17 protein-coding genes and 6 tRNA genes are annotated in these 25433 nt (G+C 58.7%); 17 read left to right on the top strand and 6 right to left on the bottom strand.

The genetic code is table 11. The annotated features are described in order from the left end of the window. The first annotated feature begins 4 nt into the window (after positions 1 to 4). The 11 genes from H4V98_RS15190 (at position 5) to H4V98_RS15140 (ending at position 10301) form a co-directional block, all read left to right on the top strand. A complete protein-coding gene (locus H4V98_RS15190; protein WP_196862303.1) occupies positions 5 to 3229 on the top strand; it encodes an efflux RND transporter permease subunit in 3225 nt (1074 codons plus the stop codon). Between the two features lie 122 nt (positions 3230 to 3351). Then, positions 3352 to 3438: transfer RNA gene (locus H4V98_RS15185), tRNA-Leu, on the top strand. Between the two features lie 111 nt (positions 3439 to 3549). Further along, a complete protein-coding gene (gene tig / locus H4V98_RS15180; RefSeq protein ID WP_196862302.1) occupies positions 3550 to 4860 on the top strand; it encodes a trigger factor in 1311 nt (436 codons plus the stop codon). 165 nt (positions 4861 to 5025) lie between these two features. Next, entirely contained in the window at positions 5026 to 5604 is a 579-nt protein-coding gene (clpP, locus tag H4V98_RS15175; protein ID WP_196862453.1) for an ATP-dependent Clp endopeptidase proteolytic subunit ClpP, read from the top strand. 129 nt (positions 5605 to 5733) lie between these two features. Then, positions 5734 to 6999, top strand: coding sequence for an ATP-dependent Clp protease ATP-binding subunit ClpX (gene clpX, locus H4V98_RS15170; protein ID WP_196862301.1), 1266 nt, complete (start codon positions 5734 to 5736; stop codon positions 6997 to 6999). 120 nt (positions 7000 to 7119) lie between these two features. Further along, positions 7120 to 9549, top strand: a complete 2430-nt coding sequence (gene lon / locus H4V98_RS15165; protein ID WP_196862300.1) for an endopeptidase La — start codon at positions 7120 to 7122, stop codon at positions 9547 to 9549. Between the two features lie 62 nt (positions 9550 to 9611). Continuing rightward, positions 9612 to 9687: transfer RNA gene (locus H4V98_RS15160), tRNA-Gly, on the top strand. 70 nt (positions 9688 to 9757) lie between these two features. Beyond that, positions 9758 to 9831: transfer RNA gene (locus tag H4V98_RS15155), tRNA-Cys, on the top strand. Between the two features lie 78 nt (positions 9832 to 9909). Next, positions 9910 to 9985: transfer RNA gene (locus H4V98_RS15150), tRNA-Gly, on the top strand. Positions 9986 to 10055: 70 nt separating this feature from the next. Continuing rightward, positions 10056 to 10129: transfer RNA gene (locus H4V98_RS15145), tRNA-Cys, on the top strand. 85 nt (positions 10130 to 10214) lie between these two features. Further along, positions 10215 to 10301 (top strand) — tRNA-Leu (locus tag H4V98_RS15140). 38 nt (positions 10302 to 10339) lie between these two features. Here the strand turns inward: H4V98_RS15140 and H4V98_RS15135 are convergent. After that, positions 10340 to 11191 (bottom strand): alpha/beta hydrolase, encoded by an 852-nt coding sequence (locus H4V98_RS15135; RefSeq protein WP_196862299.1) that lies wholly within the window; start codon positions 11189 to 11191, stop codon positions 10340 to 10342. Beyond that, positions 11188 to 12771, bottom strand: coding sequence for a benzoate-CoA ligase family protein (locus tag H4V98_RS15130; protein ID WP_196862298.1), 1584 nt, complete (start codon positions 12769 to 12771; stop codon positions 11188 to 11190). Before H4V98_RS15130 ends, H4V98_RS15135 begins: the two co-directional genes overlap by 4 nt. 329 nt (positions 12772 to 13100) lie before the next feature. Here H4V98_RS15130 and H4V98_RS15125 point away from each other — a divergent pair, with 329 nt between their 5' ends. The 6 genes from H4V98_RS15125 (at position 13101) to H4V98_RS15100 (ending at position 21058) form a co-directional block, all read left to right on the top strand. Beyond that, positions 13101 to 14075: a helix-turn-helix transcriptional regulator gene (locus tag H4V98_RS15125; RefSeq protein ID WP_196862297.1), complete on the top strand. Its 975-nt coding sequence runs from the start codon at positions 13101 to 13103 to the stop codon at positions 14073 to 14075. Between the two features lie 105 nt (positions 14076 to 14180). After that, positions 14181 to 15836: a 2,3-epoxybenzoyl-CoA dihydrolase gene (gene boxC, locus H4V98_RS15120; protein ID WP_196862296.1), complete on the top strand. Its 1656-nt coding sequence runs from the start codon at positions 14181 to 14183 to the stop codon at positions 15834 to 15836. Positions 15837 to 15933: 97 nt separating this feature from the next. Further along, positions 15934 to 17361, top strand: coding sequence for a benzoyl-CoA 2,3-epoxidase subunit BoxB (boxB, locus tag H4V98_RS15115; RefSeq protein ID WP_196862295.1), 1428 nt, complete (start codon positions 15934 to 15936; stop codon positions 17359 to 17361). 205 nt (positions 17362 to 17566) lie between these two features. Beyond that, positions 17567 to 18859: a benzoyl-CoA 2,3-epoxidase subunit BoxA gene (gene boxA, locus H4V98_RS15110; protein WP_196862294.1), complete on the top strand. Its 1293-nt coding sequence runs from the start codon at positions 17567 to 17569 to the stop codon at positions 18857 to 18859. Positions 18860 to 19043: 184 nt separating this feature from the next. After that, positions 19044 to 19580 carry a TlpA disulfide reductase family protein gene (locus H4V98_RS15105; RefSeq protein WP_196862293.1) on the top strand — a complete coding sequence of 179 codons (537 nt, stop codon included), beginning with the start codon at positions 19044 to 19046 and terminating at the stop codon, positions 19578 to 19580. A 359-nt stretch (positions 19581 to 19939) separates the two neighbouring features. Beyond that, positions 19940 to 21058, top strand: coding sequence for a transglutaminase domain-containing protein (locus H4V98_RS15100; RefSeq protein WP_196862292.1), 1119 nt, complete (start codon positions 19940 to 19942; stop codon positions 21056 to 21058). A gap of 464 nt (positions 21059 to 21522) precedes the next feature. Here H4V98_RS15100 and H4V98_RS15095 read toward each other — a convergent pair whose 3' ends face one another. The 4 genes from H4V98_RS15095 to gluQRS all read right to left on the bottom strand — a co-directional run bounded on the left by H4V98_RS15095 (position 21523) and on the right by gluQRS (position 25359). Then, positions 21523 to 22431 carry an RluA family pseudouridine synthase gene (locus H4V98_RS15095; protein WP_196862291.1) on the bottom strand — a complete coding sequence of 303 codons (909 nt, stop codon included), beginning with the start codon at positions 22429 to 22431 and terminating at the stop codon, positions 21523 to 21525. After that, the gene (gene trmB / locus H4V98_RS15090) at positions 22428 to 23186 is read right to left on the bottom strand and encodes a tRNA (guanosine(46)-N7)-methyltransferase TrmB (protein ID WP_280757667.1); all 759 of its coding nucleotides are present in this window, start codon (positions 23184 to 23186) and stop codon (positions 22428 to 22430) included. Before trmB ends, H4V98_RS15095 begins: the two co-directional genes overlap by 4 nt. Positions 23187 to 23364: 178 nt before the next feature. After that, positions 23365 to 24228, bottom strand: a complete 864-nt coding sequence (locus tag H4V98_RS15085; protein ID WP_280757666.1) for a DMT family transporter — start codon at positions 24226 to 24228, stop codon at positions 23365 to 23367. 105 nt (positions 24229 to 24333) lie between these two features. Beyond that, a complete protein-coding gene (gluQRS, locus tag H4V98_RS15080) occupies positions 24334 to 25359 on the bottom strand; it encodes a tRNA glutamyl-Q(34) synthetase GluQRS (protein ID WP_280757859.1) in 1026 nt (341 codons plus the stop codon). Positions 25360 to 25433: the final 74 nt, after the last annotated feature.

Genomic DNA, 25433 nt, shown 5'->3' with positions numbered 1-25433 from the left:
CGGTATGACGCAACCGATCCAAGACCACGCCAATGACGTGCGCCCCCAGCCTTCGGAGCGCTTCAATCTGTCGCGCTGGGCGCTGGAGCATCCGGCGCTGACGCGCTATTTGCTGCTGGTGCTGATGGTGCTGGGCTTTTCGGCCTACTTTCAGCTCGGGCAGGACGAAGACCCGCCTTTTACCTTCCGCGCCATGGTGGTGCGCTCCTACTGGCCGGGCGCCACCGCGCAGCAGGTGGCCGAACAGGTCACCGACAAGCTCGAACGCACGCTGCAGGAGGTACCTTATGCCGACCGCATCCGCAGCTATTCCAAGCCCGGCGAGTCGCAGATCATCTTCCAGATCAAGGACTCGTCCAAGGCCAGCGAAGTGCCCAATGTCTGGTATTCGGTGCGCAAGAAGATTGGCGACATGCGAGGCACGCTGCCGGCCGGCGTGCAGGGGCCGTTTTTCAACGACGACTTTGGCGATGTCTATGGTGTGATCTACGCGCTGGAGTCCGACGGCTTCAACTACGCCGAACTCAAGACCTTTGCCGACGACGTGCGCCAGCAACTGCTGCGCGTGCCCGATGTCAGCAAGGTCGAGCTGTTTGGCGTGCAAGACGAAAAGGTTTTCATCGAGGTGTCGCAAAAGCGCCTGGCCACGCTGGGGCTGGACCTGAACCAGGTGTTGGCGCAACTCGGCCAGCAAAACGCGGTTGAGTCGGCGGGCAGCCTGCAGACGCCGCTGGATGTGGTGCAGGTGCGCGTCGCCGGCCAGTTCGAGGCGATTGAGCAATTGCGCGCCATGCCGATTCGCGGCAGCTCGGGCCGGCAGTTCCAGCTTGGCGACATTGCCGACGTCCGGCGCGGCTATGTCGATCCGCCAGTGGTCAAGGTGCACCACCAGGGCCGGGAAGTGATTGCGCTGGGCGTGGCCATGACCAAGGGAGGCGACATCATCCGGCTGGGCAAGTCGCTGGAAAAACTCTCGGCCGGTCTGGAGCGCAGCCTGCCGGCGGGCGTCAGGCTGGTCCACATGCAGGACCAGCCCAAGGCCGTGGCCAGTTCCGTGAACGAGTTTGTCGGTGTGCTGATCGAAGCCGTGCTGATCGTGCTGGCGGTGAGTTTCATCAGCCTGGGCCTGCACAAGCGCCCTTTTCAAGGACCGGGCCAGCTGCCGTTGTGGAAGCGCTACTACATCGACATCCGGCCGGGGCTGGTCGTGGGCATCACCATTCCGCTGGTGCTGAGCCTGACATTTCTGGCCATGTGGTACCTGAACATCGGCCTGCACAAGATTTCGCTGGGCTCGCTGATCATCGCGCTCGGGCTGCTGGTCGATGACGCCATCATTGCTGTCGAGATGATGGTGCGCAAGATGGAGGAGGGCTATGACAAGGTGCGCGCTGCCACCTTTGCCTACGAGATCACCGCCATGCCGATGCTGACCGGCACGCTGATCACCGCCGCCGGCTTTTTGCCAATCGGTCTGGCCAAATCCGTGACTGGCGAATACACCTACGCGATTTTTGCCGTCACGGTGATTGCACTGGTGCTGAGCTGGATTGTGTCGGTGTACTTTGTCCCCTACCTGGGCACGCTGCTGCTCAAGCCGCCGCCGCATATACAGGACGTGAACCAAACTCAAGCCGGCCATGACAGCCCGCATGAAATGTTCAACAGCCCGTTCTACAACACCTTTCGCCGCACGGTGAACTGGTGCGTGGAACACCGATGGCTGACGATTGGCGCCACGGTGCTGATTTTTGCGCTGGGCATTGTCGGCATGGGCCGGGTGCAGCAGCAGTTCTTTCCGGATTCGAGCCGGCCCGAGATCATCGTCGACATCTGGTTCCCTGAAGGCACCTCGTTTGCCGCCAACGCAACAATTGCCAAGCGCGTCGAGCAGCGCCTGATGAAGGAAGAGGGCGTCACCACCGTCAGCACCTGGCTGGGCTCGGGCGTGCCGCGGTTTTACCTGCCCATGGACCAGGTGTTTCCGCAGACCAATGTGTCGCAGATGATCGTCCTGTCCAAAGACCTGACGGTGCGCGAATCGCTGCGCATCAAGCTCCCGGCCTTGCTGGCCACCGAATTCCCCGAGGTGCGCGGCCGCGTCAAGCTGCTGCCCAATGGGCCGCCGGTGCCATACCCGGTGCAGTTTCGCGTCGTTGGCAGCGACCCGCTGGTACTGCGCCAGCGCGCCGACGAGGTCAAGGCGCTGATACGGGGCAACGCCAGCATGCGCGGCGTCAATGACAACTGGAACGAGTCGGTCAAGGTGATACGCCTGGAAGTCGACCAGTCGAAAGCGCGCGCGCTGGGCGTGACCAGCCAGTCGATTGCGCAAGGGGCGCGCACGCTGCTCAGTGGCTCGACGGTGGGCCAGTTCCGCGAAGGCGACAAGCTCATTGACATCGTGCTGCGCCAGCCGCTCGACGAACGCAACGCCATTACCGACATCGGCAACGCCTATCTGCCGACCGCCTCTGGCCAGTCGGTTCCGCTGACGCAGATCGCCAAACCTGTGTTTGCCTGGGAGCCGGGCGTGATGTGGCGTGAAAACCGTGACTACGCCATCACTGTTCAGGGGGACATCGCCGAAGGCCTGCAAGGCGCGACCGTCACCGCACAACTGCTGCCCGCGCTCAAGGCGCTGGAAGCCCAATGGCACAGCAATGGCATGGCGGGCTACCGTATTGCCGTGGCCGGTGCGGTCGAGGAAAGCAGCAAGGGTTCGGCGTCGATTGCCGCCGGCATCCCTATCATGCTGTTCCTGACCTTCACGCTCTTGATGCTGCAACTGCACAGTTTCAGCCGGGCCATGCTGGTGTTCCTGACCGGGCCGCTGGGCATCGCGGGCGTTGCCGGGGCCTTGATATTGTTGGGCCGGCCGTTTGGCTTCGTGGCCTTGCTGGGCGTGATTGCGCTCATGGGCATGATCCAGCGCAACTCGGTCATCCTGATTGACCAGATTGAGAAGGACCGGGCCAGTGGCATCCCTGCCTGGGACGCGATTGTCGAGTCTGCCGTGCGTCGTCTGCGGCCCATCGTGCTGACGGCGGCAGCGGCCGTGCTGGCGATGATTCCCCTCTCGCGCAGCGTGTTCTGGGGACCGATGGCCGTTGCCATCATGGGCGGGCTGATCGTGGCCACAGTGCTGACCTTGCTGGCCTTGCCGGCGATGTACGCGGCCTGGTTTCGTGTCAAGCGGGAAGAGGGCGCCACCTCAGCTGTTGCTTGATTCGGCCCTGCGCAATGTATTGTCAAAAAAAGCGGCTCGCGGATACAGGCTAAAATATAAAGTTGACCGATTTCAAGCGGGAATCTGGAGCGTAATCCGGATTCCCGCTGTTTTTTTCAGGAGCGCGGGTGGCGAAATTGGTAGACGCACCAGGTTTAGGTCCTGACGGTAGCAATACTGTGCGGGTTCGAGTCCCGCCCCGCGCACCATCCCTGAGGCTTTGCCATGGCAGTTGTGCCGCTGGCCCTCAGAAGCTGCTTGACAGCAGCCGAACAGGCAAAAGCCCAGTTTTGAATATCTTTGATTTTTAGGAAACCATCATGGCCGTGACTGTTGAAAATCTTGAAAAGCTCGAGCGCAAAATGACGCTCACGCTGCCCCTCAATACCATCCAGTCGGAGGTCAATACCCGTCTGAAGAAGCTGGCCCGTACCGTCAAGATGGATGGTTTTCGTCCCGGCAAGGTGCCGATGAGCGTGGTCAGCCAGCGCTATGCCTATTCGGTGCATTACGAGGTCATGAACGACAAGGTCGGCGAGGCTTTTGCGGTCGCTGCCAACGAAGCAAAACTGCGCGTGGCTGGCCAGCCCCGCATCAGCGAAAAAGAAGATGCGCCTGAAGGCGAACTGGCCTTTGATGCGATTTTCGAGGTCTACCCTGAAGTCAAGATTGCCGACCTGGCCAACGCCGAAGTCGAAAAAGTCAACGCAGAAGTCAGCGACGCCGCCATCGACAAGACGCTCGACATCCTGCGCAAGCAGCGCCGCACCTTCGCCCAGCGCGCAGCCGATGCGCCCGCCCAGGACGGCGACCGCGTGACCATCGACTTTGAAGGCAAGATGGACGGCGAGACTTTCGCTGGCGGCAAAGCGGAAGATTTCCAGTTCATCGTTGGCGACGGCCAGATGCTGAAGGAATTTGAAGATGCAGTGCGCGGCATGAAAAACGGTGACAGCAAGACATTTCCGCTAGATTTTCCAGCCGATTACCACGGCAAGGATGTCGCCGGCAAGCAGGCCGATTTCCTGGTGACGGTCAAGAAGATCGAAGCTGCGAACCTGCCTGAAGTCAACGAGGCGCTGGCCAAGTCGCTCGGCATTGCCGTCGCCACGGTCGAAGGCCTGCGTTCAGACATCCAGAAGAACCTTGAGCGCGAAGTCAAATTTCGCCTTTTGGCCCGTAACAAGAATGCGGTCATGGACGCGCTGGTGGCCAATGCCGAACTCGACCTCCCCAACGCCAGCGTTCAGGCCGAACTTGAACGCCTGGTCGAAGGCGCACGCGCCGACCTGAAAAAGCGCGGCATCAAGGACGCCGACAAAGCGCCCATTCCCGATGACATCTTCCGCCCACAAGCTGAAAAGCGCGTTCGACTGGGTCTGGTGGTGGCGGAATTGGTTCGCGCCAATGAGTTGCAGGCCAAGCCAGAACAACTCAAGGCGCACATCGAAGAACTCGCCGCCAGCTATGAAAAGCCTCAGGAAGTCGTTCGCTGGTACCTGAGCGACAACACCCGCATGGCCGAAGTCGAGGCTGTGGTGATTGAAAACAACGTTACAGACTTTGTCCTCGGCAAAGCCAAGGTCAGCGAGAAGGTAATTTCGTTTGACGAACTGATGGGCCAGAACTGAGGGGCTGACTTCTCCTGACGCTGGGGCTTGTGCTTTGCGGTACAGGCCCCAACTCATTTTCGGTACAGTACACATATCACTGGAGAAAAATCAATGGTCAGAAATATCAATTACGGTGGCTATAGCAGCCCCCAATCCGCCAGCCAGGAAATTCAGGGCCTGGGCATGGTCCCCATGGTCATTGAACAATCCGGCCGTGGCGAGCGTTCTTACGACATTTATTCGCGACTGCTGAAAGAGCGCGTGATTTTTCTGGTTGGCCCGGTCAACGACCAGACGGCCAACCTGGTGGTCGCGCAGTTACTGTTTCTGGAAAGCGAAAATCCTGACAAGGATATTTCCTTTTACATCAACTCGCCTGGCGGTTCGGTCACCGCCGGTATGGCAATTTACGACACGATGCAGTTCATCAAACCCGACGTGTCGACGCTTTGCGTGGGTATGGCGGCCAGCATGGGCGCATTCCTGCTGTCAGCCGGTACCAAAGGCAAGCGCTTTTCGCTGCCCAACTCGCGCGTCATGATTCACCAGCCTTCGGGTGGTGCGCAGGGGCAAGCGTCGGACATCGAAATTCATGCACGAGATATTCTGAAGACACGCGATCAGTTAAACCGCATATTGGCAAAAAATACCGGCCAGACAGTTGAAAAAATCGAGCGCGACACCGAGCGCGACTATTTCATGTTTGCCGACGAAGCCCAAGCTTATGGCGTGGTCGATCAGGTAATTTCCAAACGACCCTGATCGGCCCTGTAGAGCTTCGAACGGCTTTGCAACAACGGCGTTTTTCTGTTACAGAAACGCCGTTTTTTTATTGGTTATTATTGGCGAAGCGCATAGTTTCACCACGTCACGTTAAAGGTGTCCCCCACAATGGCAGAGAAAAAAGGCTCCTCCAGCGAAAAGACTTTGTATTGCTCTTTTTGCGGCAAAAGTCAGCATGAAGTCAAAAAATTGATTGCTGGTCCATCCGTTTTTGTCTGTGACGAATGCATTGATCTGTGTAATGAGATCATTCGTGACGAACTGCCTGCAGGCGGCGAGGTCACCGAGACGCGCAGCGATCTGCCAACACCAGCAGAAATCAAGGCGACACTGGACGGATATGTGATTGGCCAGGAACCTGCCAAGCGTACATTGGCCGTTGCTGTTTACAACCATTACAAGCGTCTACGTCATAAGGAATCAGCCAAAAAGGATGACGTCGAACTAACGAAAAGCAACATCTTGCTGATCGGGCCAACAGGTTCTGGCAAAACGCTGCTGGCACAAACACTGGCCCGGACCCTGAATGTGCCTTTTGTGATGGCCGACGCCACCACCCTGACCGAAGCTGGTTATGTCGGTGAAGACGTGGAAAACATCATCCAGAAACTGCTGCAAAGCTGTAACTACGAGGTTGACCGCGCCCAGCAGGGGATTGTCTATATCGACGAGATTGACAAGATCTCGCGCAAATCGGACAACCCGTCAATCACTCGCGATGTGTCCGGCGAAGGCGTGCAACAGGCGCTGCTCAAACTGATGGAAGGTACGATGGCTTCGGTGCCACCGCAAGGTGGACGCAAGCATCCAAATCAGGATTTTCTGCAGGTTGATACCACAAACATCCTCTTTATATGCGGCGGTGCTTTTTCTGGTCTTGAAAAAGTCATTGAAGGACGCACGGAAGCCTCGGGAATCGGGTTTGGCGCAGCTGTAAAGAGCAAAAAGACCCGCAGTTTGACTGAAGCATTCAAGGATGTCGAACCCGAAGACTTGATCAAGTTTGGCCTGATTCCTGAACTGGTGGGGCGTATGCCAGTCATTGCCACCTTGGCCGAACTCAGCGAAGACGCGCTGGTGCGAATTCTGACGGAGCCAAAAAATGCCGTGGTCAAGCAGTTCAGCAAACTGCTTGCCATGGAAGGTGTTGATCTGGAAATCAGACCGTCGGCCCTCAAGGCCATTGCCCGCAAAGCGCTCGCTCGTAAAACTGGTGCACGCGGCTTGCGTTCGATTCTGGAGCAATCCCTGATTGACACCATGTTTGATTTGCCAACTACCAGCAATGTCGACAAGGTGGTCGTTGATGAAGCGACAATCGAGGAAAACAAGCCGCCTTTGCTGGTCTACCGCGAAGCCGCCAAGAAAGCCTGAGTCCCTACCGTACGAGGCAGGTGCCTGCAATGGCAAGCCGGGCCTCCGGTTACTACAATTTCGCACTGCCCCTAAAGGGAATGTGGCGTTCTGCCTTCTTATGAAGGTTTAAGGTTTTATATGTCTGCACAAACTTTTCTTCCTGCAATTCCTCTCGAACTGCCGCTACTGCCGTTGCGGGACGTTGTTGTCTTTCCGCATATGGTGATCCCGTTGTTTGTGGGCCGTCCCAAGAGCATCAAGGCACTTGAACTGGCCATGGAGTCTGAGCGCCGAATCATGCTGGTGGCCCAGAAAACCGCTGCCAAGGACGAACCTTCGGTCGATGACATGTTCGAGGTGGGCTGTGTGGCCACAATCCTGCAACTCCTGAAATTGCCAGATGGAACGGTCAAGGTTCTAGTCGAAGGGCAGCAGCGCGCGCGGGTTAACAAGATTGAGGAAGGCGAGCAGCACTTCACCGCTAATGTGTCACCGGTCGAGCCACTGGTTGATGTCGCAGGTGACAAGGGCAGCGAGATCGAGGCGCTGCGCCGCGCCGTGACGCAGCAGTTTGACCATTACGTCAAATTGAACAAAAAAATACCACCTGAAATACTGACATCGATCTCTAACATCGACGATGCCGGGCGGCTTGCAGACACGATCGCTGCGCATTTGCCGCTCAAGCTGGATGCCAAGCAGGCCATTCTGGATCTGGACAATGTCAAGGCGCGCCTTGAGAACCTGTACGAGCAGCTCGAGCGCGAAGTTGACATTCTCAATGTAGATAAAAAAATCCGTGGGCGCGTCAAGCGTCAGATGGAAAAGAACCAGCGCGACTTTTATTTGAACGAACAGGTCAAGGCCATCCAGAAAGAATTGGGAGAGGGTGAAGAAGGCGCTGATCTTGACGAAATCGAAAAGAAGATCAAGAGCGCCAAAATGCCGTTGGAAGCCCGTAAAAAGGCAGAAAGCGAACTGAAAAAACTGAAGCTGATGTCACCCATGTCGGCGGAAGCAACGGTTGTTCGCAGCTATATCGATGTGCTGCTGGGCTTGCCTTGGAGCAAGAAAACCAAGATCAAACATGACTTGGTGAATGCTGAAGCAGTGCTTAATGAGGACCACTATGGCCTTGAAAAGGTCAAGGACCGTATTGTCGAGTATCTTGCAGTTCAGCAGCGGGTTGACAAACTGAAGGCTCCTATTCTGTGCCTTGTAGGCCCTCCGGGTGTTGGAAAGACGTCGCTTGGCCAGTCGATTGCAAAAGCCACCGGCCGCAAGTATGTTCGTATGGCCTTGGGGGGTATGCGCGACGAGGCAGAAATCCGTGGACACCGCCGTACTTATATTGGCGCTTTGCCGGGAAAAGTTTTGCAAAACCTGAGCAAGGCAGGTACACGCAATCCGCTGTTCCTGCTTGACGAGATTGACAAGCTTGGCACTGACTTTCGGGGCGATCCTTCAAGTGCGTTGCTCGAAGTGCTGGACCCGGAACAAAACCACACCTTTGGCGACCACTATGTCGAAGTCGATTTCGACTTGAGTGACGTGATGTTTGTTGCAACATCGAATTCGATGAATATTCCACCGGCGCTTTTAGACCGTATGGAAGTCATCCGCTTGTCTGGTTATACCGAGGACGAAAAAACCAGTATTGCCATGCGTTATCTGTTGCCCAAGCAGGTCAAGAACAATGGCGTGAAAGATGAAGAACTGGAAGTGCAGGAGCAAGCGGTTCGTGACATCGTGCGCTACTACACGCGCGAAGCGGGTGTCCGCTCACTGGAGCGGGAGTTGTCCAAAATTTGCCGCAAGGTGGTCAAAGGCATACAGCTGAAGAAAATGACGCCCAAAGTGCTCGTCACGCCTGATAACCTGAATGAATTTCTGGGTGTCCGTAAATACGACTACGGCCGTGCAGAAAAAAATAATCAGGTGGGCCAGGTCGTCGGGCTGGCCTGGACTGAAGTGGGCGGTGACCTGCTTACGATCGAAGCAGCCGTCATGCCGGGCAAAGGCGTCATCACCCGCACCGGGTCATTGGGCGATGTCATGAAAGAGTCAGTCGAGGCCGCACGGACCGTTGTCCGCAGCCGGTCCAGGGGTTTGGGCATAAAGGATGAGATGTTTGAAAAGCGTGACATCCATATCCATGTTCCTGATGGTGCAACGCCCAAGGATGGCCCTAGCGCCGGAGCTGCCATGACTACCGCGTTTGTTTCTGCATTGACAGGCATTCCTGTCCGTGGCGACGTGGCAATGACAGGTGAAATAACCCTGAGGGGAGAAGTCACGGCCATTGGCGGTTTGAAGGAAAAGCTGTTGGCTGCCTTGCGAGGAGGCATCAAGACAGTACTGATTCCGCAAGAAAATGCCAAGGATCTTCAGGAAATTCCGGATAACGTTAAAGCGGGTCTGGAAATCATTCCGGTGAAGTGGATTGACCAGGTGCTGCAGGTGGCCCTTGAACGGCAGCCAGTCCCGTTGACTGATGAAGAAGTTGCGTTGATTGCCGCCGCCAGTGCTGCCCTTCCTTCACCAGCCGTCGGTACGGTCAAGCACTGAGCAAAGTTCTCAAATTTTGATGAGTGGGTTGAAAAACCACGCTATAATATGAGACTAGACTCGCGGGAGTAGCTCAGTTGGTAGAGCGCAACCTTGCCAAGGTTGAGGTCGAGAGTTCGAGCCTCTTTTCCCGCTCCAATTCAAAGGGCAGCACTTCAAAATGCTGCCCTTTTTGGTTGGAGAGTTTGAAAAATAAAGCGAAAAAGAGGGCGCGGTAACAAAGCGGTTATGTACCGGATTGCAAATCCGGCTAGCCCGGTTCGACTCCGGGCCGCGCCTCCAGGAATAAACAGACGTTTAAGTTTTTCATTTGATTAACTTGAACGTCAAAAAACCAAGCTATAATTTGCAGCTAGACTCGCGGGAGTAGCTCAGTTGGTAGAGCGCAACCTTGCCAAGGTTGAGGTCGAGAGTTCGAGCCTCTTTTCCCGCTCCAATTCAAAGGGCAGCACTTCAAAATGCTGCCCTTTTTGGTTGGAGAGTTTGAAAAATAAAACGAAAAAGAGGGCGCGGTAACAAAGCGGTTATGTACCGGATTGCAAATCCGGCTAGCCCGGTTCGACTCCGGGCCGCGCCTCCATCAAGTTATTGCCATCTGCACATCAAAAAGACGTTCTGTTTGACGATAACAAGCAGATGAAGTCGGAAACTCCTGATTGCTAACAGCGAGAGTGGCGTAATCGGTAGCCGCAAGAGACTTAAAATCTCTCGTCCTCACGGGCATACGGGTTCAAGTCCCGTCTCTCGCACCATTTTTTTGCAACAGCGCTTTAGTTTCGGTTTGCGCATTTCACAACCCGGTGTTGTCATGCGCATACCGAACTGCGCGATTTAATTGCTGGTGGTTCTTGTTTACGAAGCCATTAATAGCCGCAATCAGCTTTTCGGGTTGGTCACGCTGGGGTGAATGCCCGCAGCAGGGTAGTTCCAGCAATTCGGTCTGCGCTACCTGCCGGGCAATGCCGCGAATCTGCTCAAGTGTGCCGTATTTGTCGTCCAGTCCCTGAACCGCCAGCAGCTTGCAGCGAATGGCACCTATTTCCTCCTCTATCGTCCAGAGCCTGAACGCCGGCATGAGCCAGATGTCATTCCAGCCCCAGAAGGATGAGTCTGGATCATCATGATGACGCGCCAAGCGTTGACTAAGATCGGTTTGCAAATAAGCGGCACGCACTTTTTCGATGCTGCAAACCGATATATCTTCAACCAGGATATGTGGTGCCAGCACGACGGCGCCTGCAATGCTTGACGAAAAGTGGGCCGCGTAGAGCAGGGCGATAGAACCGCCGTCGCTGTGGCCCAGCAGCCAGGGTTTGTCTGTGGTGGTATCGATGCCCAATGCGTCCAGCAGGGCGGGCAGCACTTCAAGCGCTTGCCGGTGCATGAAGTCTGTCCCCAACGCTTCTTCGCGTGCGCGCGGCGTCGAGCGGCCATAGCCGGGGCGCGAATACACCAATCCCCTGCAAGCTGCTGCTGCGCACAGGCGATGCGGAAAATCTTGCCACATCGAGAGCGATCCCAAGCCTTCGTGTAAAAAAATGATCAGTGGCCCGGCGGACTGGTGGCGGTTAACCCAATGGTGTTCAATGCGTATCTGGCGGCCAGCCCAGTTGATGTCGACGAACTCTACTGCCGGATTCATTGGGTCGGGCTTTGCAGGTCACGCAGCTTGAAGCGCTGGATCTTGCCGGTGGCGGTTTTAGGCAACTCAGACAAAAACTCAATCGAACGTGGGTACTTATAGGGCGCAAGCCGCTCCTTGACGAAGGTTTTGAGTTCGTCTTCGCTGACTTGCCGGCCTGATTTGAGGACGACATAGGCCTTGGTTTTGGTCAGGCCTTCGCCATCGGGTGCACCGATGACGGCAGCTTCCAGAATCGCCGGGTGCTGCGACAGCGTGGCTTCAACCTCGAAAGGCGAGACGTAAATGCCGCTGACCTTCAGCATGTCATCGCTGCGGCCCGAATATGTGTAAGTGCCATCAGGATTGCGCACATACTTGTCGCCGGTTTTGGTCCAGCCTCCCTGAAAAGTATCACGCGACTTGTCGCGGTTGCCCCAGTACATCAAGGCGGCGCTGGGCCCTTTGACATACAGCTCGCCTGTGTCGCCGTCGGGTACGGCGTGGCCGTCATCATCGCGCAGTTGCACCTCGTAGCCGGGAACTGGCCAACCCGTGGTGCCGTAGCGCACCTTTCCCGGAAGGTTGGACAGGTAGATGTGCAGCATCTCGGTCGAACCGACACCGTCGATGATCTCGACACCAAAGTGGGCGGTAAAGCGCTCGCCCAGATTTGCCGGCAATGCCTCTCCCGCCGAAGATGCCAGTCGCAACGACACCTGGCTTTTGGCGGGCAGGTCGGGCGCTGCCAGCATGCCTGCAAAGCCTGTAGGCGCGCCAAAGAAAACCGTAGGCTGGTGCTCCACCCAGCGTTTGAATGTGGCAGCGGGCGTGGGCCGCTCGGCCATCAGCACCACAGTCGCGCCCACGCTGAGTGGAAAACTCAGCGCATTGCCCAGACCATAGGCAAAAAACAGCTTGGCAGCTGAAAAACACACGTCACGTTCAGTCAGCCCCAACACAGGCTTGCCGTAAAGTTCAGCCGTCCAGTACGGATTGGCCTGAGTGTGCAGCGTGCCCTTGGGGCGGCCGGTAGAGCCGGACGAATAAAGCCAGAAGCCCGGGTCGTCGGGACAGGTTGCGGCCGACGGGCGCATTGGCGGATGCTGGCTCAGCAGCGTGTCCATGGCCACGGCGCCAGCAGGCAATTCACCAGGCGGATGTGAAACTATCAGCGTCTTGACCTCATGAGCGGCAATGGCCAGAGCTTCATGCAACAGCGGCAACAGCGCACCTGAAACCATCACCGCCTGAGCACGGCTGTGTTCCAGCATAAAGGCATAGTCTTTGGCAGTCAGAAGGGTGTTGACCGCCACTGGAACGATGCCTGCGTACATTGCCCCCAGAAAACTCACTGGCCAGTCATTGCAGTCGTGCATCAGCAGCAGTACCCGCTCTTCGCGACGCACGCCACAAGCGAGCAAACTGCTCGCAAGACTGCGTATCCGGCGCTCCAGCTCTCCATAAAGCAGACTTCCCGTGTCGTCGATGTAGGCGATGCGATCGGGATGCGCTGCATTGCGCGAAATCAGATGCTGCGCGAAATTAAAGCGATCGCCTGGCGGATTCAACGGGGAAATGATTGGGAATTCTGTAGCCATGCTGTTTCCTGCGGTTTTCTCAAACTGGCGTTGTCTGCAGATGATCCTGCACAGCGGTGTTCACCTGCCAGTGGCAGCACAGGCAATGGGAAAGAAATTCGTTGATGGATTGGTTTTCCTGAAAAATTGCTGACTGACAAATTGGAGGCTGACTTTGGCCAAGAAATTGAGCGTCGATAGTGTTTGCTGGAAACTGTTGACGGCCATTTGGTTCATTTTTTGGCTTGATTGTTCAGAGATGAATGTGTTTTCCGTACAGTGGCTGAACTTGTCAAGTCACATAATATGAATTATTGTGCTTGTATCAACCTTAAATCTTGAAAAACATCATGTCAAGCAATATATTGCATGTATCGGGGTTAACACCTGTTTCTTCTAAAGTACCGTTTTCCACGAACGATGCCCCGCTTTCTGCACTCCACGATGCCGAAGCAGATGAAAAAAACCCCTTCCTTGTTGCCTTGGGCGAGCGTGTCAAGGTCCTGCGCGCACGTCGCGGCATGACCCGCAAGGCCGTGTCGGTTGCGGCCGACGTGTCCGAGCGGCACTTGGCGAATCTTGAATATGGTGAAGGCAATGCGTCCATTCTTGTTTTGCTGCAGGTGGCGAGGGCACTGCACTGCTCGCTGGCCGAACTGATTGGCGATGTGACGACCTCGTCGCCAGAGTGGCTGTTGATTCGCGAATTGCTGGAAACCCGCGATGATGCATCGCTGCGCCGTGTGCGCATAGCCGTCGCCGAATTGCTGGGCAACGGCAGTGGCCACACCACGCTTTGCACCCGCGTGGCGCTGATTGGCTTGCGCGGAGCGGGTAAATCCACGCTGGGGGCTTTGCTGGCCGAAGACCTGGGATTTCCTTTTGTGGAACTGAGCCGTGAAATTGAAAAAATTGCTGGCTGCAGCGTGTCGGAAATCCAGGCGCTTTATGGCATGAATGCCTACAGGCGCTATGAACGTCGCGCGCTGGAAGAGGTGGTGCAGATTTACCCGGAAGCCGTTATCGCCACGCCAGGCGGTCTGGTGTCAGACCCGGCAACCTTCAACCAGTTGCTGTCCCACTGCACCACCGTCTGGCTGCAGGCCGCCCCTGAAGACCACATGAAACGCGTGCTGGCGCAGGGTGACTTGCGCCCCATGGCCGCCAGCAAGCAGGCGATGGAAGACTTGAAGGAAATTCTTTCCGGCCGTGCGGCCTTTTATTCAAAGGCCCAGTACAAGGTGGATACCAGCGCCCAGCCGCAAGAGGAGGCATTCCAGATTTTGCGCCAAACGGTGCGGCAGGCGTTGCACCTGTCAGTCTGAAATTTTGCAAAATAATGCTTGCATGAAAAATATTTTATGCATTATTATGCTTATACAAAATTTTAATGACTGCATTTTTATGCATTGAACCAAGGACGACAGGCCATGACCGTGTCAAGCGTGAATTACCAGACAGACCCATCACAGTACAAACACTGGAAACTCAGTTTCAATGGCCCCGTCGCCACGCTGACGGTCGATATTGATGAAAACGCGGGTCTGCGTCCAGGCTACAAACTCAAGCTCAACAGCTACGACTTGGGCGTTGACATCGAACTGAACGATGCCATCAGCCGCATCCGCTTTGAACACCCAGAAGTCCGTACGGTGGTGTTGACCAGCGCAAAGGAAAAAGTTTTTTGCTCCGGGGCCAACATCTTCATGCTGGGCGTTTCCAGCCATTCCTGGAAAGTGAACTTCTGCAAGTTCACCAACGAAACGCGCAACGGTCTGGAAGATTCCTCACGCTACAGTGGCCTGAAGTTCCTGGCGGCCGTCAACGGCGCTTGTGCCGGTGGCGGGTATGAGCTGGCGCTTGCCTGCGATGAAATCATTTTGATCGATGACCGCTCCAGCGCCGTCAGCCTGCCCGAAGTGCCTTTGCTCGGCGTGCTGCCCGGCACTGGCGGCCTGACCCGCGTCACTGACAAGCGCCATGTGCGCCATGACCTGGCCGACCTGTTTTGCACCAGCGTGGAAGGTGTGCGCGGCCAGAAGGCCAAGGACTGGCGTCTGGTCGATGACATCGCCAAGGCCGTCGATTTTGCCCAGAAGGTACAAACCCGTGCGCTGGCACTGGCCGAGCAGAGCGACCGTCCCGCCGACGGCAAGGGCGTGGTCTTCAAGCCGTTGCATTGCACCGTTGAAGCCGATGCGCTGCGTTATTCCAACGTGACTGTCGAAATCGACCGCGCCAAACGCACCGCCACCTGGACGGTCAAGGCGCCCACGGGCGAGCAGCCCTCAGACATCGCCGGCATTGAAGCGCTGGGTGCCGACTGGTTTGCGCTGGTGTTGGCGCGCGAGCTTGAAGACGCAATTTTGATGATGCGCACCAACGAACTCGACATTGGCGTCTGGCTGATCAAGACCGAAGGCGATGCAGCCGCTGTCTTGGCGATGGACGCCGTGTTGCTGGCAAACCAGCACCACTGGCTGGTGCGCGAAACCATTGGTCTGCTGCGCCGTACGCTGAGCCGCCTTGACTTGTCGTCGCGCAGCCTGTTTGCGCTGATCGAGCCCGGTTCGTGTTTTGTCGGCACGTATCTGGAACTGGCCTTGGCCTGCGACCGCAGCTACCATTTGGCGCTGCCGGATGACGAAGAACGTGCACCCAAAATCACCGTGGCCGACACCAACTTTGGCCTGTACCCGATGGTCACCGGCCAGAGCCGCCTGGGTCGCCGCTTCTACGACGAGCAGCCGGCCCTGGAAGCCGTGCGCGCCAAGGCCGGCCAGCCGCTCGACGCCGACGCCGCGTTCGCGGTTGGCCTGGTGACGGCCAACCCCGACGACATCGACTGGACCGACGAAGTGCGCATTGCCATCGAAGAGCGCGTGTCGATGTCGCCCGATGCACTAACCGGCATGGAAGCCAATCTGCGCTTCAACGGGCCCGAAAACATGTTTACCCGCATTTTCGGCCGCCTGACTGCCTGGCAAAACTGGATTTTCCAGCGGCCCAACGCCGTCGGTGAAAAAGGCGCACTCAAGGTGTATGGCAAGGGCGAAAAATCCCAGTTCGACTGGAACCGCGTTTAAAAACGCCTGTATTTTCTCGTTGTGCGGCGCGGTCCGGGTGGCGCGCCGCAACCGAAATTCAGCCCCCGAATCCGTCAGTTATTTTTGGAGCCCCCTCATGTCCAGCATTAATTACAGCGAAACGATTCCCAACAACGTCAACCTCGGTGAAGACCGCACGCTCAAGCGCGCGCTGGAGCAGTGGCAGCCGAACTTTCTCAACTGGTGGGATGACATTGGCCCGGAAGGCTCGACCAATTCAGATGTCTATCTGCGAACCGCTGTCAGTGTCGATCCACAGGGCTGGGCGCAGTTTGGCCATGTCAAGATGCGCGACTACCGCTGGGGCATTTTCCTGAATCCGGGCAGCGCCGACCGCGACATTCATTTTGGCGACCACAAGGGCGAAAAAGCCTGGACTGAAGTGCCCGGCGAACACCGCGCCAACCTGCGCCGCATCATCGTTACACAGGGCGACACCGAGCCGGCATCGGTCGAGCAGCAGCGCCACCTTGGCCTGACCGCACCCAGCATGTACGACCTGCGCAACCTCTACCAGATCAATGTCGAGGAAGGCCGTCACCTGTGGGCGATGGTGTATCTGCTGCACAAGCATTTCGGCCGCGACGGCCGCGACGAAGCCGAAGGCCTGCTGGAGCGCCGCAGCGGCGACGAGAACAACCCGCGCATTTTGGGCGCTTTCAATGAAAAGACGCCGGACTGGCTGAGCTTTTTCATGTTCACCTATTTCACCGACCGCGACGGCAAGTTCCAGCTGGCCGCACTGGCCGAAAGCGCGTTTGATCCGCTGGCCCGCACAACCAAGTTCATGCTGACCGAGGAAGCGCACCACATGTTTGTCGGCGAAAGCGGCATTTCCCGCGTCATCCAGCGCACCGCGCAAAAGATGAACGAGCTGAAAACCGACGATGTCGGCAAGCTGCGCGCTGCTGGCGTGATCGACTTGCCTACGGTCCAGCGCTATATCAATTTTCATTACAGCGTCACCATCGACCTGTTCGGCGCCGACGAGTCGAGCAACGCCGCCACCTTCTACAGCTCGGGCCTCAAGGGCCGATACGAAGAAGGCAAGCGCGTCGATGACCATGTGCTCAAGGGCCAGACCTACAAGGTCATCGAGGTCAAGGACGGACAGCTGGCCGAAAAAGAAGTGCCGATGCTCAACGCGCTCAATGAAGTGCTGCGCGACGACTACATCCGGGACTCGGTGGCCGGCGTCGAGCGCTGGAACAAGGTGCTGGCCAAGGCCGGCGTTGCGGTCCAGCTCAAGGTGCCGCATAAGGCGTTTCACCGCAACATTGGCGCATTGTCTAAAGTCAAGGTGTCGCCTGATGGCCGCGTGGTGTCGGACACCGAGTGGAACGCCTGCGTCAACCAGTGGCTGCCCAGCAGCGAAGACCGCGCCTACGTGGCCAGCCTGATGGGCCGCTGCATCGAGCCCGGCAAGTTCGCCAACTGGATTGCGCCGCCAGTCATGGGCATCAACCGCCAGCCGGTGGATTACGAGTATGTGCGATTTAACTGACCCCCACGCTCCCCACTGCGTGTGGTTCGCTGCCCCCCGAGGGGGCCGCTGCGCCTGCGGTCCGGCAAAGCCGGTCCCGTGGCCCCTGCTGGTGGGGAGACAAAACGCCCGCGCTTGCTGAGAGTGCGGGCTTTCCCTCTCAGTTACAGGCTTTGTCATTCACCTTTAACGCGTAGTTGCCTTCAAGCCCCTATCGGAAACCGCCATGGACATGACCGAAATTCACGTGATCAAGCAGCATCTGATTGACCCTGAAATCTGCATCCGCTGCAACACCTGCGAAGCGACCTGCCCGGTGCAGGCGATCACGCATGATTCGATGAACTATGTGGTGGATGCCGACAAATGCAATTTCTGCATGGCCTGCATTTCCCCGTGCCCGACGGGCTCGATCGACAACTGGCGCACGCTGCCGCGTGTCATGGCCTACAGCCTGGAAGCTCAACTGGGTTGGGACGAGTTACCGGTTGAACTGACCCCTGAAGAACTGGCTGCCGAAGGCGTTTCTGCCGGTGCCGTTCCCGACATTGAACCGGTGGCGCCTTCGCTGCCGGCTGCGGCCACCGGCGAGGCGGTTTTCAACAGTGCACAGTACGGCGCAATCTTGCCGCCATGGTCGGCCGTGCATGCCTATGTCAACCTCTACGGCCCGAAAGCGGCTGAAAAATCCATCACCGCCACCGTGACCGGCAATGTGCGGGTCACCGAGGTCGGTCTCCAGGCCGGCAGCGACTACGACACGCACCACCTGGTACTTGACTTCGGCCGGATGCCTTTTCCAGTGCGCGAAGGCCAGTCCATCGGTATCCTGGCACCGGGCGTGGATGCACATGGCCGGCCACACCATGCACGTCAGTATTCGATTGCCAGCCCGCGCAACGGCGAGCGGCCCGGCTACAACAACGTGTCGCTGACTGTGAAGCGTGTGCTTGAAGACCACCAGGGCAAGCCGGTGTGCGGCGTGGTGTCCAACCACTTGTGCGACCTCCAGGTCGGTGACAAGGTCGAGGTGATTGGGCCGTTTGGCGCGAGCTTCCTGATGCCGAATCATCCGCGCTCAAACATCGTCATGATCTGCACCGGCACCGGCAGTGCGCCGATGCGGGCCATGACCGAGTGGCGTCGGCGGCTGCGCAAGTCAGGCAAGTTTGAAGGAGGCAAGCTGATGCTGTTTTTCGGAGCCCGCACCCAGCAGGAACTGCCTTATTTTGGCCCGCTGCAAAGCCTGCCCAAGGACTTCATCGACATCAACTTTGCGTTTTCCCGCACGCCGGGGGCGCCCAAGCGCTACGTGCAGGACGTGATGCGCGATCGAGCGGCTGACCTGGCGCTGCTGCTGCAGGACTCTTCCACCTTCTTTTATGTGTGCGGCCTCAAAAGCATGGAAGAGGGTGTGGTGCTGGCGCTGCGCGATGTAGCGCAGCAAGCGGGGCTGGACTGGGAAACCCTCGGCGCGGCGCTCAAGTCCGAAGGGCGGCTGCATTTGGAGACTTATTGACTGCCAGAGCGCATTGGTTTCAATCAATGGGTTGATTTTTAATGAAATAGGCCTCCGGCGCATATCTGGTATGGGTAAGAAGCTATTAATTCAGTAGCGATCGAGTTTTATCCGACTTGTGCGCCATCAGGGTTTTCGCTCCACCATATGGGCGGCTAAAAATTCTTTGTTACGCTTGCCACCCATGTTTGCTTCATTTCCTGTTCCAGGCTCACGCCGTTCCTTTTTGCAGGCCTCGCTTGCCACCCTCGGCGTGGCTGTGTTGCCGCAAGCTGTTGCCACCGAAGCTTACGACGTCAGTCCGTGGGCCGGTCCGGTGGCGGCTTTCCAGTTGGTGGACACCACCGGCAAGGTCTGGCGACCTGCCGATTTCAAGGGGCGGGCAGTGTTGCTCAATTTTTGGGCCAGCTGGTGTGAACCCTGCCGCGCCGAAATGCCTTCGCTCCAGCAGGCAGCCGCCCTGCATGGCGCCGACAAGCTGCTGGTGCTGGCCATCAACTTCAAGGAAAAACCGGCAAGTGCCTTGCAGTTTGCCCAGCAGGCTGGCATCACGCTGCCGGTATTGCTCGATGTCGATGGCCAGTCCGCGCGTCAATGGGATGTCAGGATTTTTCCGACCACGCTGACCCTCGACCGCCGGGGCCAGCCAAAGCACCGGGTGCGAGGCGAGCTGGACTGGGCTGGCCCGGCCGCCAGCAAGCTGATTGCCAGCCTGCTTTAAGCCTGCAATCGACATTGGTTTTTTCAGCGTTCTTCCAAGGCATGGCATGGCATTTTCAGCCTGCGGGGTGCCTCGCGAATGTTGCGTGCGTGCACACGGCCGTGTGCTTGCTACAGGGTTGACGGGAATCACTTTGGCTGGCCAGTCGTGGCAAACGCCGGGCATTGACCAATTCCGCATGAGAAGCCGGCAATCCGCCGTGACCCAATCCGCTCCAGAGCGTCTCCAGCCATAATCCAGTGCTGCCGGTGGCTGGCACATTGCCTTGCAGTGGGCGTGCAGCCCGGCACCACTTCCCGGTGTTTCTTTCCCTGCGCCGGTGCTGTGACCCTTTCACCATCCTTTGCCGGAGTTCATTGATGACCACACTACGCCGCAACTTCCTGAAAAACACGGCTGTCACTGCCTTGGCCGCTTCTCTGCCAGGCCTTGGTTTTGCCCAAGCAACATTCCTTGCCTCGCGCGCCCTGTTTGCACCGCAAAGCGGCGCCTGGCGTACGTTCGAGGTCACGACCCGGGTAGACATTGCCCAGTTGAATGGTGCCACCCGCGCGTGGCTGCCGATTCCCTCGGTGAACAGCGACTACCAGCGCTCGCTGGAAAACAGTTTCTCCAGCAACGGTGCAGCCAAGATCATGGAGGTCGGCCAGGAGGGCGCCATGATGCTGTACGTTGACTTTGCTGCCGGCGAGGCCAAGCCGTTTGTCGAACTGACCAGCCGCGTGCAGACGCAAAACCGGGCAACCGACTGGTCGCAAAAGACGGCATCTACCGAAAATGCCGACACGCTGCATTACTTCACCCGCGCCACTGACCTGATCCCGCTTGACGGCATTGTGCGCACCACCGCGCTGGAAGCGACCAAGGGCGCCGAGACCGACCTGCAAAAAGTCCAGCAAATCTACGACTGGGTGGTCACCAACACCTACCGTGAGCCCAAGGTACGCGGTTGCGGCGAAGGCGACATCCGGACCATGCTGGAAACCGGCAACCTGGGCGGCAAATGCGCCGACCTGAATGCGATCTTTGTCGGCCTGTGCCGCGCCGTCGGCATTCCGGCACGCGACGTGTATGGCATCCGGCTGGTGCCGTCAGCCTTTGGCTACAAGGAACTGTCGGGCAACCCGGCCAGCCTGAAGGCCGCGCAGCACTGCCGCAGCGAAGCCTATCTGAAGGACTACGGCTGGGTGGCGATGGATCCGGCCGATGTCGCCAAGGTGATGCGCATGGAAACCGCCGACTGGATCAAGAACACCACCAGCCCGGTGGTCGCGCCGGTCAACAAGGCGCTGTTCGGCGGCTGGGAAGGCAACTGGATGGCCTACAACACCGCGCATGACGTGTCCTTGCCGAATGCCAAGGGCAGCCCGCTGGGTTTCTTCATGTACCCCGTGGCTGAAAACGCTGCCGGACGCTTCGACTCGTATGCGCCGGATGATTTCAAGTACCAGATCACGGCGCGGGAAATCAAGGCTTGAAGCTGATTTTTGACAACTGCTAACGCTTGCGCATTGATGGCTCTTTTTTTGTACTTCGGCATGGGGCGCTGGGTAATATCTTCTGTGGTTTGAGGGGTGAGCGCCTTCCCGGCGGGGGGTAACTTTCTTTTCTGGCAAAAAAGAAAGTCACCAAAGAAAGTTGCCTTGGGCAGCGGGAGCGGATCAGAGCTGAACGCTCTGACGGGCCATCGCTTCGCTTGGCCTTGGGTTCTCTGATCGGCAGCTAGGGACCCATGCCTTGGCTTGCTGGTTTGACCGCTCGTTCGCCAACAGCTTCACGCTCTGCTTGATCGTTACTTTTGTGCCTCAAGCACTGCTGACGCGACAGATGTCAGGTTGGCGAAGCCTGACCCGACATCTGCGACTTATGCAACTTATGCCAAACAGGCGTTTTGCGCTTTCTGAATAAGCATAGCGTAGCTATCAAAATGAAAGTTTTTTACTCATTCCAGGCTTAAACCGAGCCGGCTTTCAAACCGGCGCGGCTTGCCTGTCAGCGGGTCGGTGAATGCAATCGACCGGGCCAGCAACTGCAGCGGCTGGGTGTAGTCATCATCCGGTGTCACATCGACCGGCGGGTACATCCGGTCGTTGCGGATCGGCAGGCCCAGCGCATTCATGTGCACCCGCAGCTGGTGCTTTTTCCCGGTGACAGGGCTTAGCGCATAAAGCGCCTGCTCGCCACGAATTTGCAGCACATCGATCAGCGTTTCGCTGTTGGCTTCGCCCGGCACTTCGCGCTGCCGGAAAAAGGGCTCGTCTTCCACGATGCGGGTCTTGCGCAGCAGGGGAAACTGCAACTCGGGCCGCCAGGGCGCAACCGCTTCGTAATGCTTGACGATTTCATGCTGCCGGAACAGCGCCTGGTAGGCGTTACGTTCTTCGGGCCGGACAGAAAACAGCACCAGGCCGGCGGTTTCGCGGTCGATGCGGTGGATCGGAATCAAGCTGTCGATGCCCAACTGGTTTTTCAGCCGCACCAGCAATGTTTCCTGCAGGTAGTGGCCCGAAGGCGTGACCGGCAGGAAATGCGGCTTGTCGGCCACCACCAGGTGCTCGTCCTGGAACAACACGGCGGCTTCGAACGGAATGCGCGCCTCGAAGGGCAGGTCGCGGTAGTAGTACAGCCGCATGTGGCCTTGGTACGGGCGCTGGGCTGTCACTTGTGCGCCAAATTCGTCAGCCACCAGGCCGGCGGCCATGCGCTCCAGCCAGGTGGCCCGCATGATGGCCGGAAAGCGTTCCGCCAAAAAATCGGTGAAGGTCGGCCAGCTGCCCGCCGGCAGGCTGACGCAGCTCGGGCCGACGCCGTGGCGCGTGGGCAACCCGCCGTGGGCCAGAGGCGGGTTCACGTGCGCGTGAACACCAGATCCCACACGCCGTGGCCGAGCTTGATGCCCCGGTTTTCAAACTTGGTCAGCGGGCGGTAGCCGGGCTTGGGCGCATAGCCCTCGCCAGCAGGGCCAGCCGTGTTCACCAGCAGGGGCTCGGCTGCCAGCACTTCCAAAATCTGCTCGGCATACGGCTGCCAGTCGGTCGCGCAGTGCAGGTAGCCGCCCGGTTTGAGGCGCGCGGCCAGCTTGGCGATCAGGGGCGCCTGGATCAGCCGTCGCTTGTTGTGCTTGGTCTTGTGCCACGGGTCGGGAAAAAAGATGTGCGCGCCGTCCAGGCTGGCCAGTGGCAGCATGTGGTCGATCACCTCGACCGCGTCGTGCTGCAGGATGCGGATGTTGCCAAGTGCCTGCTCGTCGATGCGCTTGAGCAGCGCGCCGACGCCGGGCGTGTGCACTTCGCAGCACAGAAAATTCTTTTCCGGCATCAAGGCGGCGATGTGCGCGGTGGCTTCGCCCATGCCAAAGCCGATTTCAAGAATCGTCGGGACGTCGCGTTCGTAAACCGCCGTGAAGTCCATGGGCGCGCCGGTGTAGGCCAGCAGGAACTTGGGGCCGACATCGGCAAAAGCCTTGGCCTGGCCAAGCGTGGTGCGGCCGGTGCGGCGCACGAAACTGCGGATGGTGCGGTGATGGCTCACGTCGGCCGGAACGCCTTCGTGAAGGTTCGGCGTGGCGGGGGTGGCGGGCGGGGTGGGGGAGGAAGATTCAATCACCCGGCGATTTTAATGTGCATTCATTTCGGCTAGAAAACCAGGTTTTACGCATTAAAAAGGCATCTTGCGCATGCTGTGTCTGCGCTAACAGCTATTGTTTAAGTAGCAAAAATATTGATTTCCTGCTTGCAGGATTGCTCGCCAAGCAGGTTGACGCCTAGTCGTCGTCTTTTCCCCGTCAGGATGCAGGCACGCGCACAACCCGTTTTTGCAGCACCACCAGCGCGATGCCACCCAGAATGGCGACCGATGTCAGCGTCAGGCGCAGGGTCAGCGGCTCGCCAAGAAAGGCAATGCCGCCGAGCGCGGCCAGTACCGGAACGCTCAGCTGCACGCTGGCTGCGGTGGTGGCTTTCAATGCAGGCACCACGGTGTACCAGACCGCATAGCCGAAGCCCGAGGTCAGTGCGCCCGACGCCACCGCCAGCCACAGACCCGCTGCGTCCAGCGATGCGCCGCGTGACAGCAGCATCACCAGGCCCAGCCCCGCGGCCAGTGGCGCTGCCCGCAAAAAGTTGCCGGCAGTCACCCGCGTCGGGTCGCCCGCGCCCTTGCCGCGCAGCGAATAAATGCCCCATGAAACGCCAGCCAGCAGCATCAGCACCGAGCCGGCCAGCGGCGGCGCCGACACACCGGGCAGCAGCAGGCCGGCCAGCCCGCCAAAGGCCAGCACCAGACCGGCGAGTTGCAGCGGCCGCAGCCGTTCACCCGACCAGACGCCGAAGCCGATCATCAAGGCCTGCACCGCGCCGAACAGCAGCAGCGCACCGGTTCCCGTGGGCAGGCTGACGTAGGCAAATGAAAAGCAGGCGGCATACGAAAACAGCGCCAGGGCCGACCACCAGTTGCCTTGACCCGCTTGCGCGCCGCGCGTGCTGCGCGCCACGGCCCAGAGCACCAGCGCGCCGGAAATCAGGCGGATGGCGGTGAACGACGTGGCATCGATGCCGGTTTCTTTCAGCGCCATGCGGCAGAGCAGTGAATTGCCGGCAAAGGCAGCCATTGCGCCAGCGGTGAGGAAAAGGATGCGTAACGGGGACATGGCATTGCATTTTCAAGTTGATCAGGCCGGCCGTTGCTTCGCCTTGCCGTGTTGCAGCACTGCCTGCGGCTTCGCGGCTGATGCCGAATTGATTGGCAAACGCAATCACTGCACCGGCTGACGCGGATGTTTTGCGAAAAGGTCATCGCCGCAAGCCGGACCCTGCGCAGGAAGAGCCTGCAGGTTCCGCCAGGCGTTCACCCAACTGGCCAGCGCATCGGCCATCGTACCGGTCTGCGCCGGCAGGCCCAGCACGCCAGCCGCCTGGTTCAGCGCTGCGAGCGGGTCATGGGTGTCGAGCGCCTGCGCGCCGTTTTGCTTGGACAATTTTTCGCCATTCGCGCCCCGCACCAAAGGCGTGTGCAGGTAGCGCGGCGTTGGCAGGCCCAACGCGGATTGCAGCAGGATTTGCCGCGCCGTGTTGTCGGCCAGGTCAGCGCCGCGCACCACATCGGTGATGCCTTGCGCAGCGTCATCGACCACCACGGCCAGCTGGTAAGCCCACAGGCCATCGGCGCGCCTGAGCACGAAGTCGCCCACCTCGCGGCTGACATTTTGGCCTTGCGCGCCGAGCCGCCGGTCGCGCCAGCGTACGTTTGCTTCTGCTACCCTGCTGGCAGGGTTAACTATGAAATCAATAGCTGCTTGCGCCCATCCAGCTTGCGCAAGAGCAGGTTTTGGTTCATTTTTATCAGTCCGGAAGCGCCAAGCCCGCGCTGGCCGTCCCTGCAGGCCTTGGCGGCAGGTGCCCGGATAGACCAGTTCGCTGTGCCGCTGCCGTGAATGTCCCGATGCGGCCAGTGCGCGGGCAATGTCCTGGCGCGTGCAGCCGCAGGGATACGCCCTGCCGCCTAGCACCAGCTGGTCAAGTGCCTGCTGGTAAAACGCGTTGCGCTGCGACTGGTAAACCGGCGGTGCGTCGGGCACCAGCCCGCAGGCGGCGAGTTGCTGCAGGATGGTCAGGTCGGCGCCCGGCACGCAGCGCGGCGTGTCGACGTCTTCGATGCGCACCAGCCACTGCCCGCTGTGCGCCCGCGCGTCCAGCCAGCTGGCCAGTGCGGCGACCAGTGAGCCGGCGTGCAGCGGGCCGGTCGGGGAGGGGGCAAACCGACCCTGGTAGATGGCCGCCACGCTACTAGGTATCGCCCCCACGCTCCCCGCTTCGCGTGGTTCGCTGCCCCCCGAGAGGGCCGCTGCGCCTGTGA

This window comes from Polaromonas sp. CG_23.6 (genome assembly GCF_029892315.1).
Classification (GTDB): domain Bacteria; phylum Pseudomonadota; class Gammaproteobacteria; order Burkholderiales; family Burkholderiaceae_C; genus Polaromonas.
The sequence above is the reverse complement of the archived record's forward strand: the minus strand, read 5'-3'. Positions and strand labels throughout refer to the sequence as shown.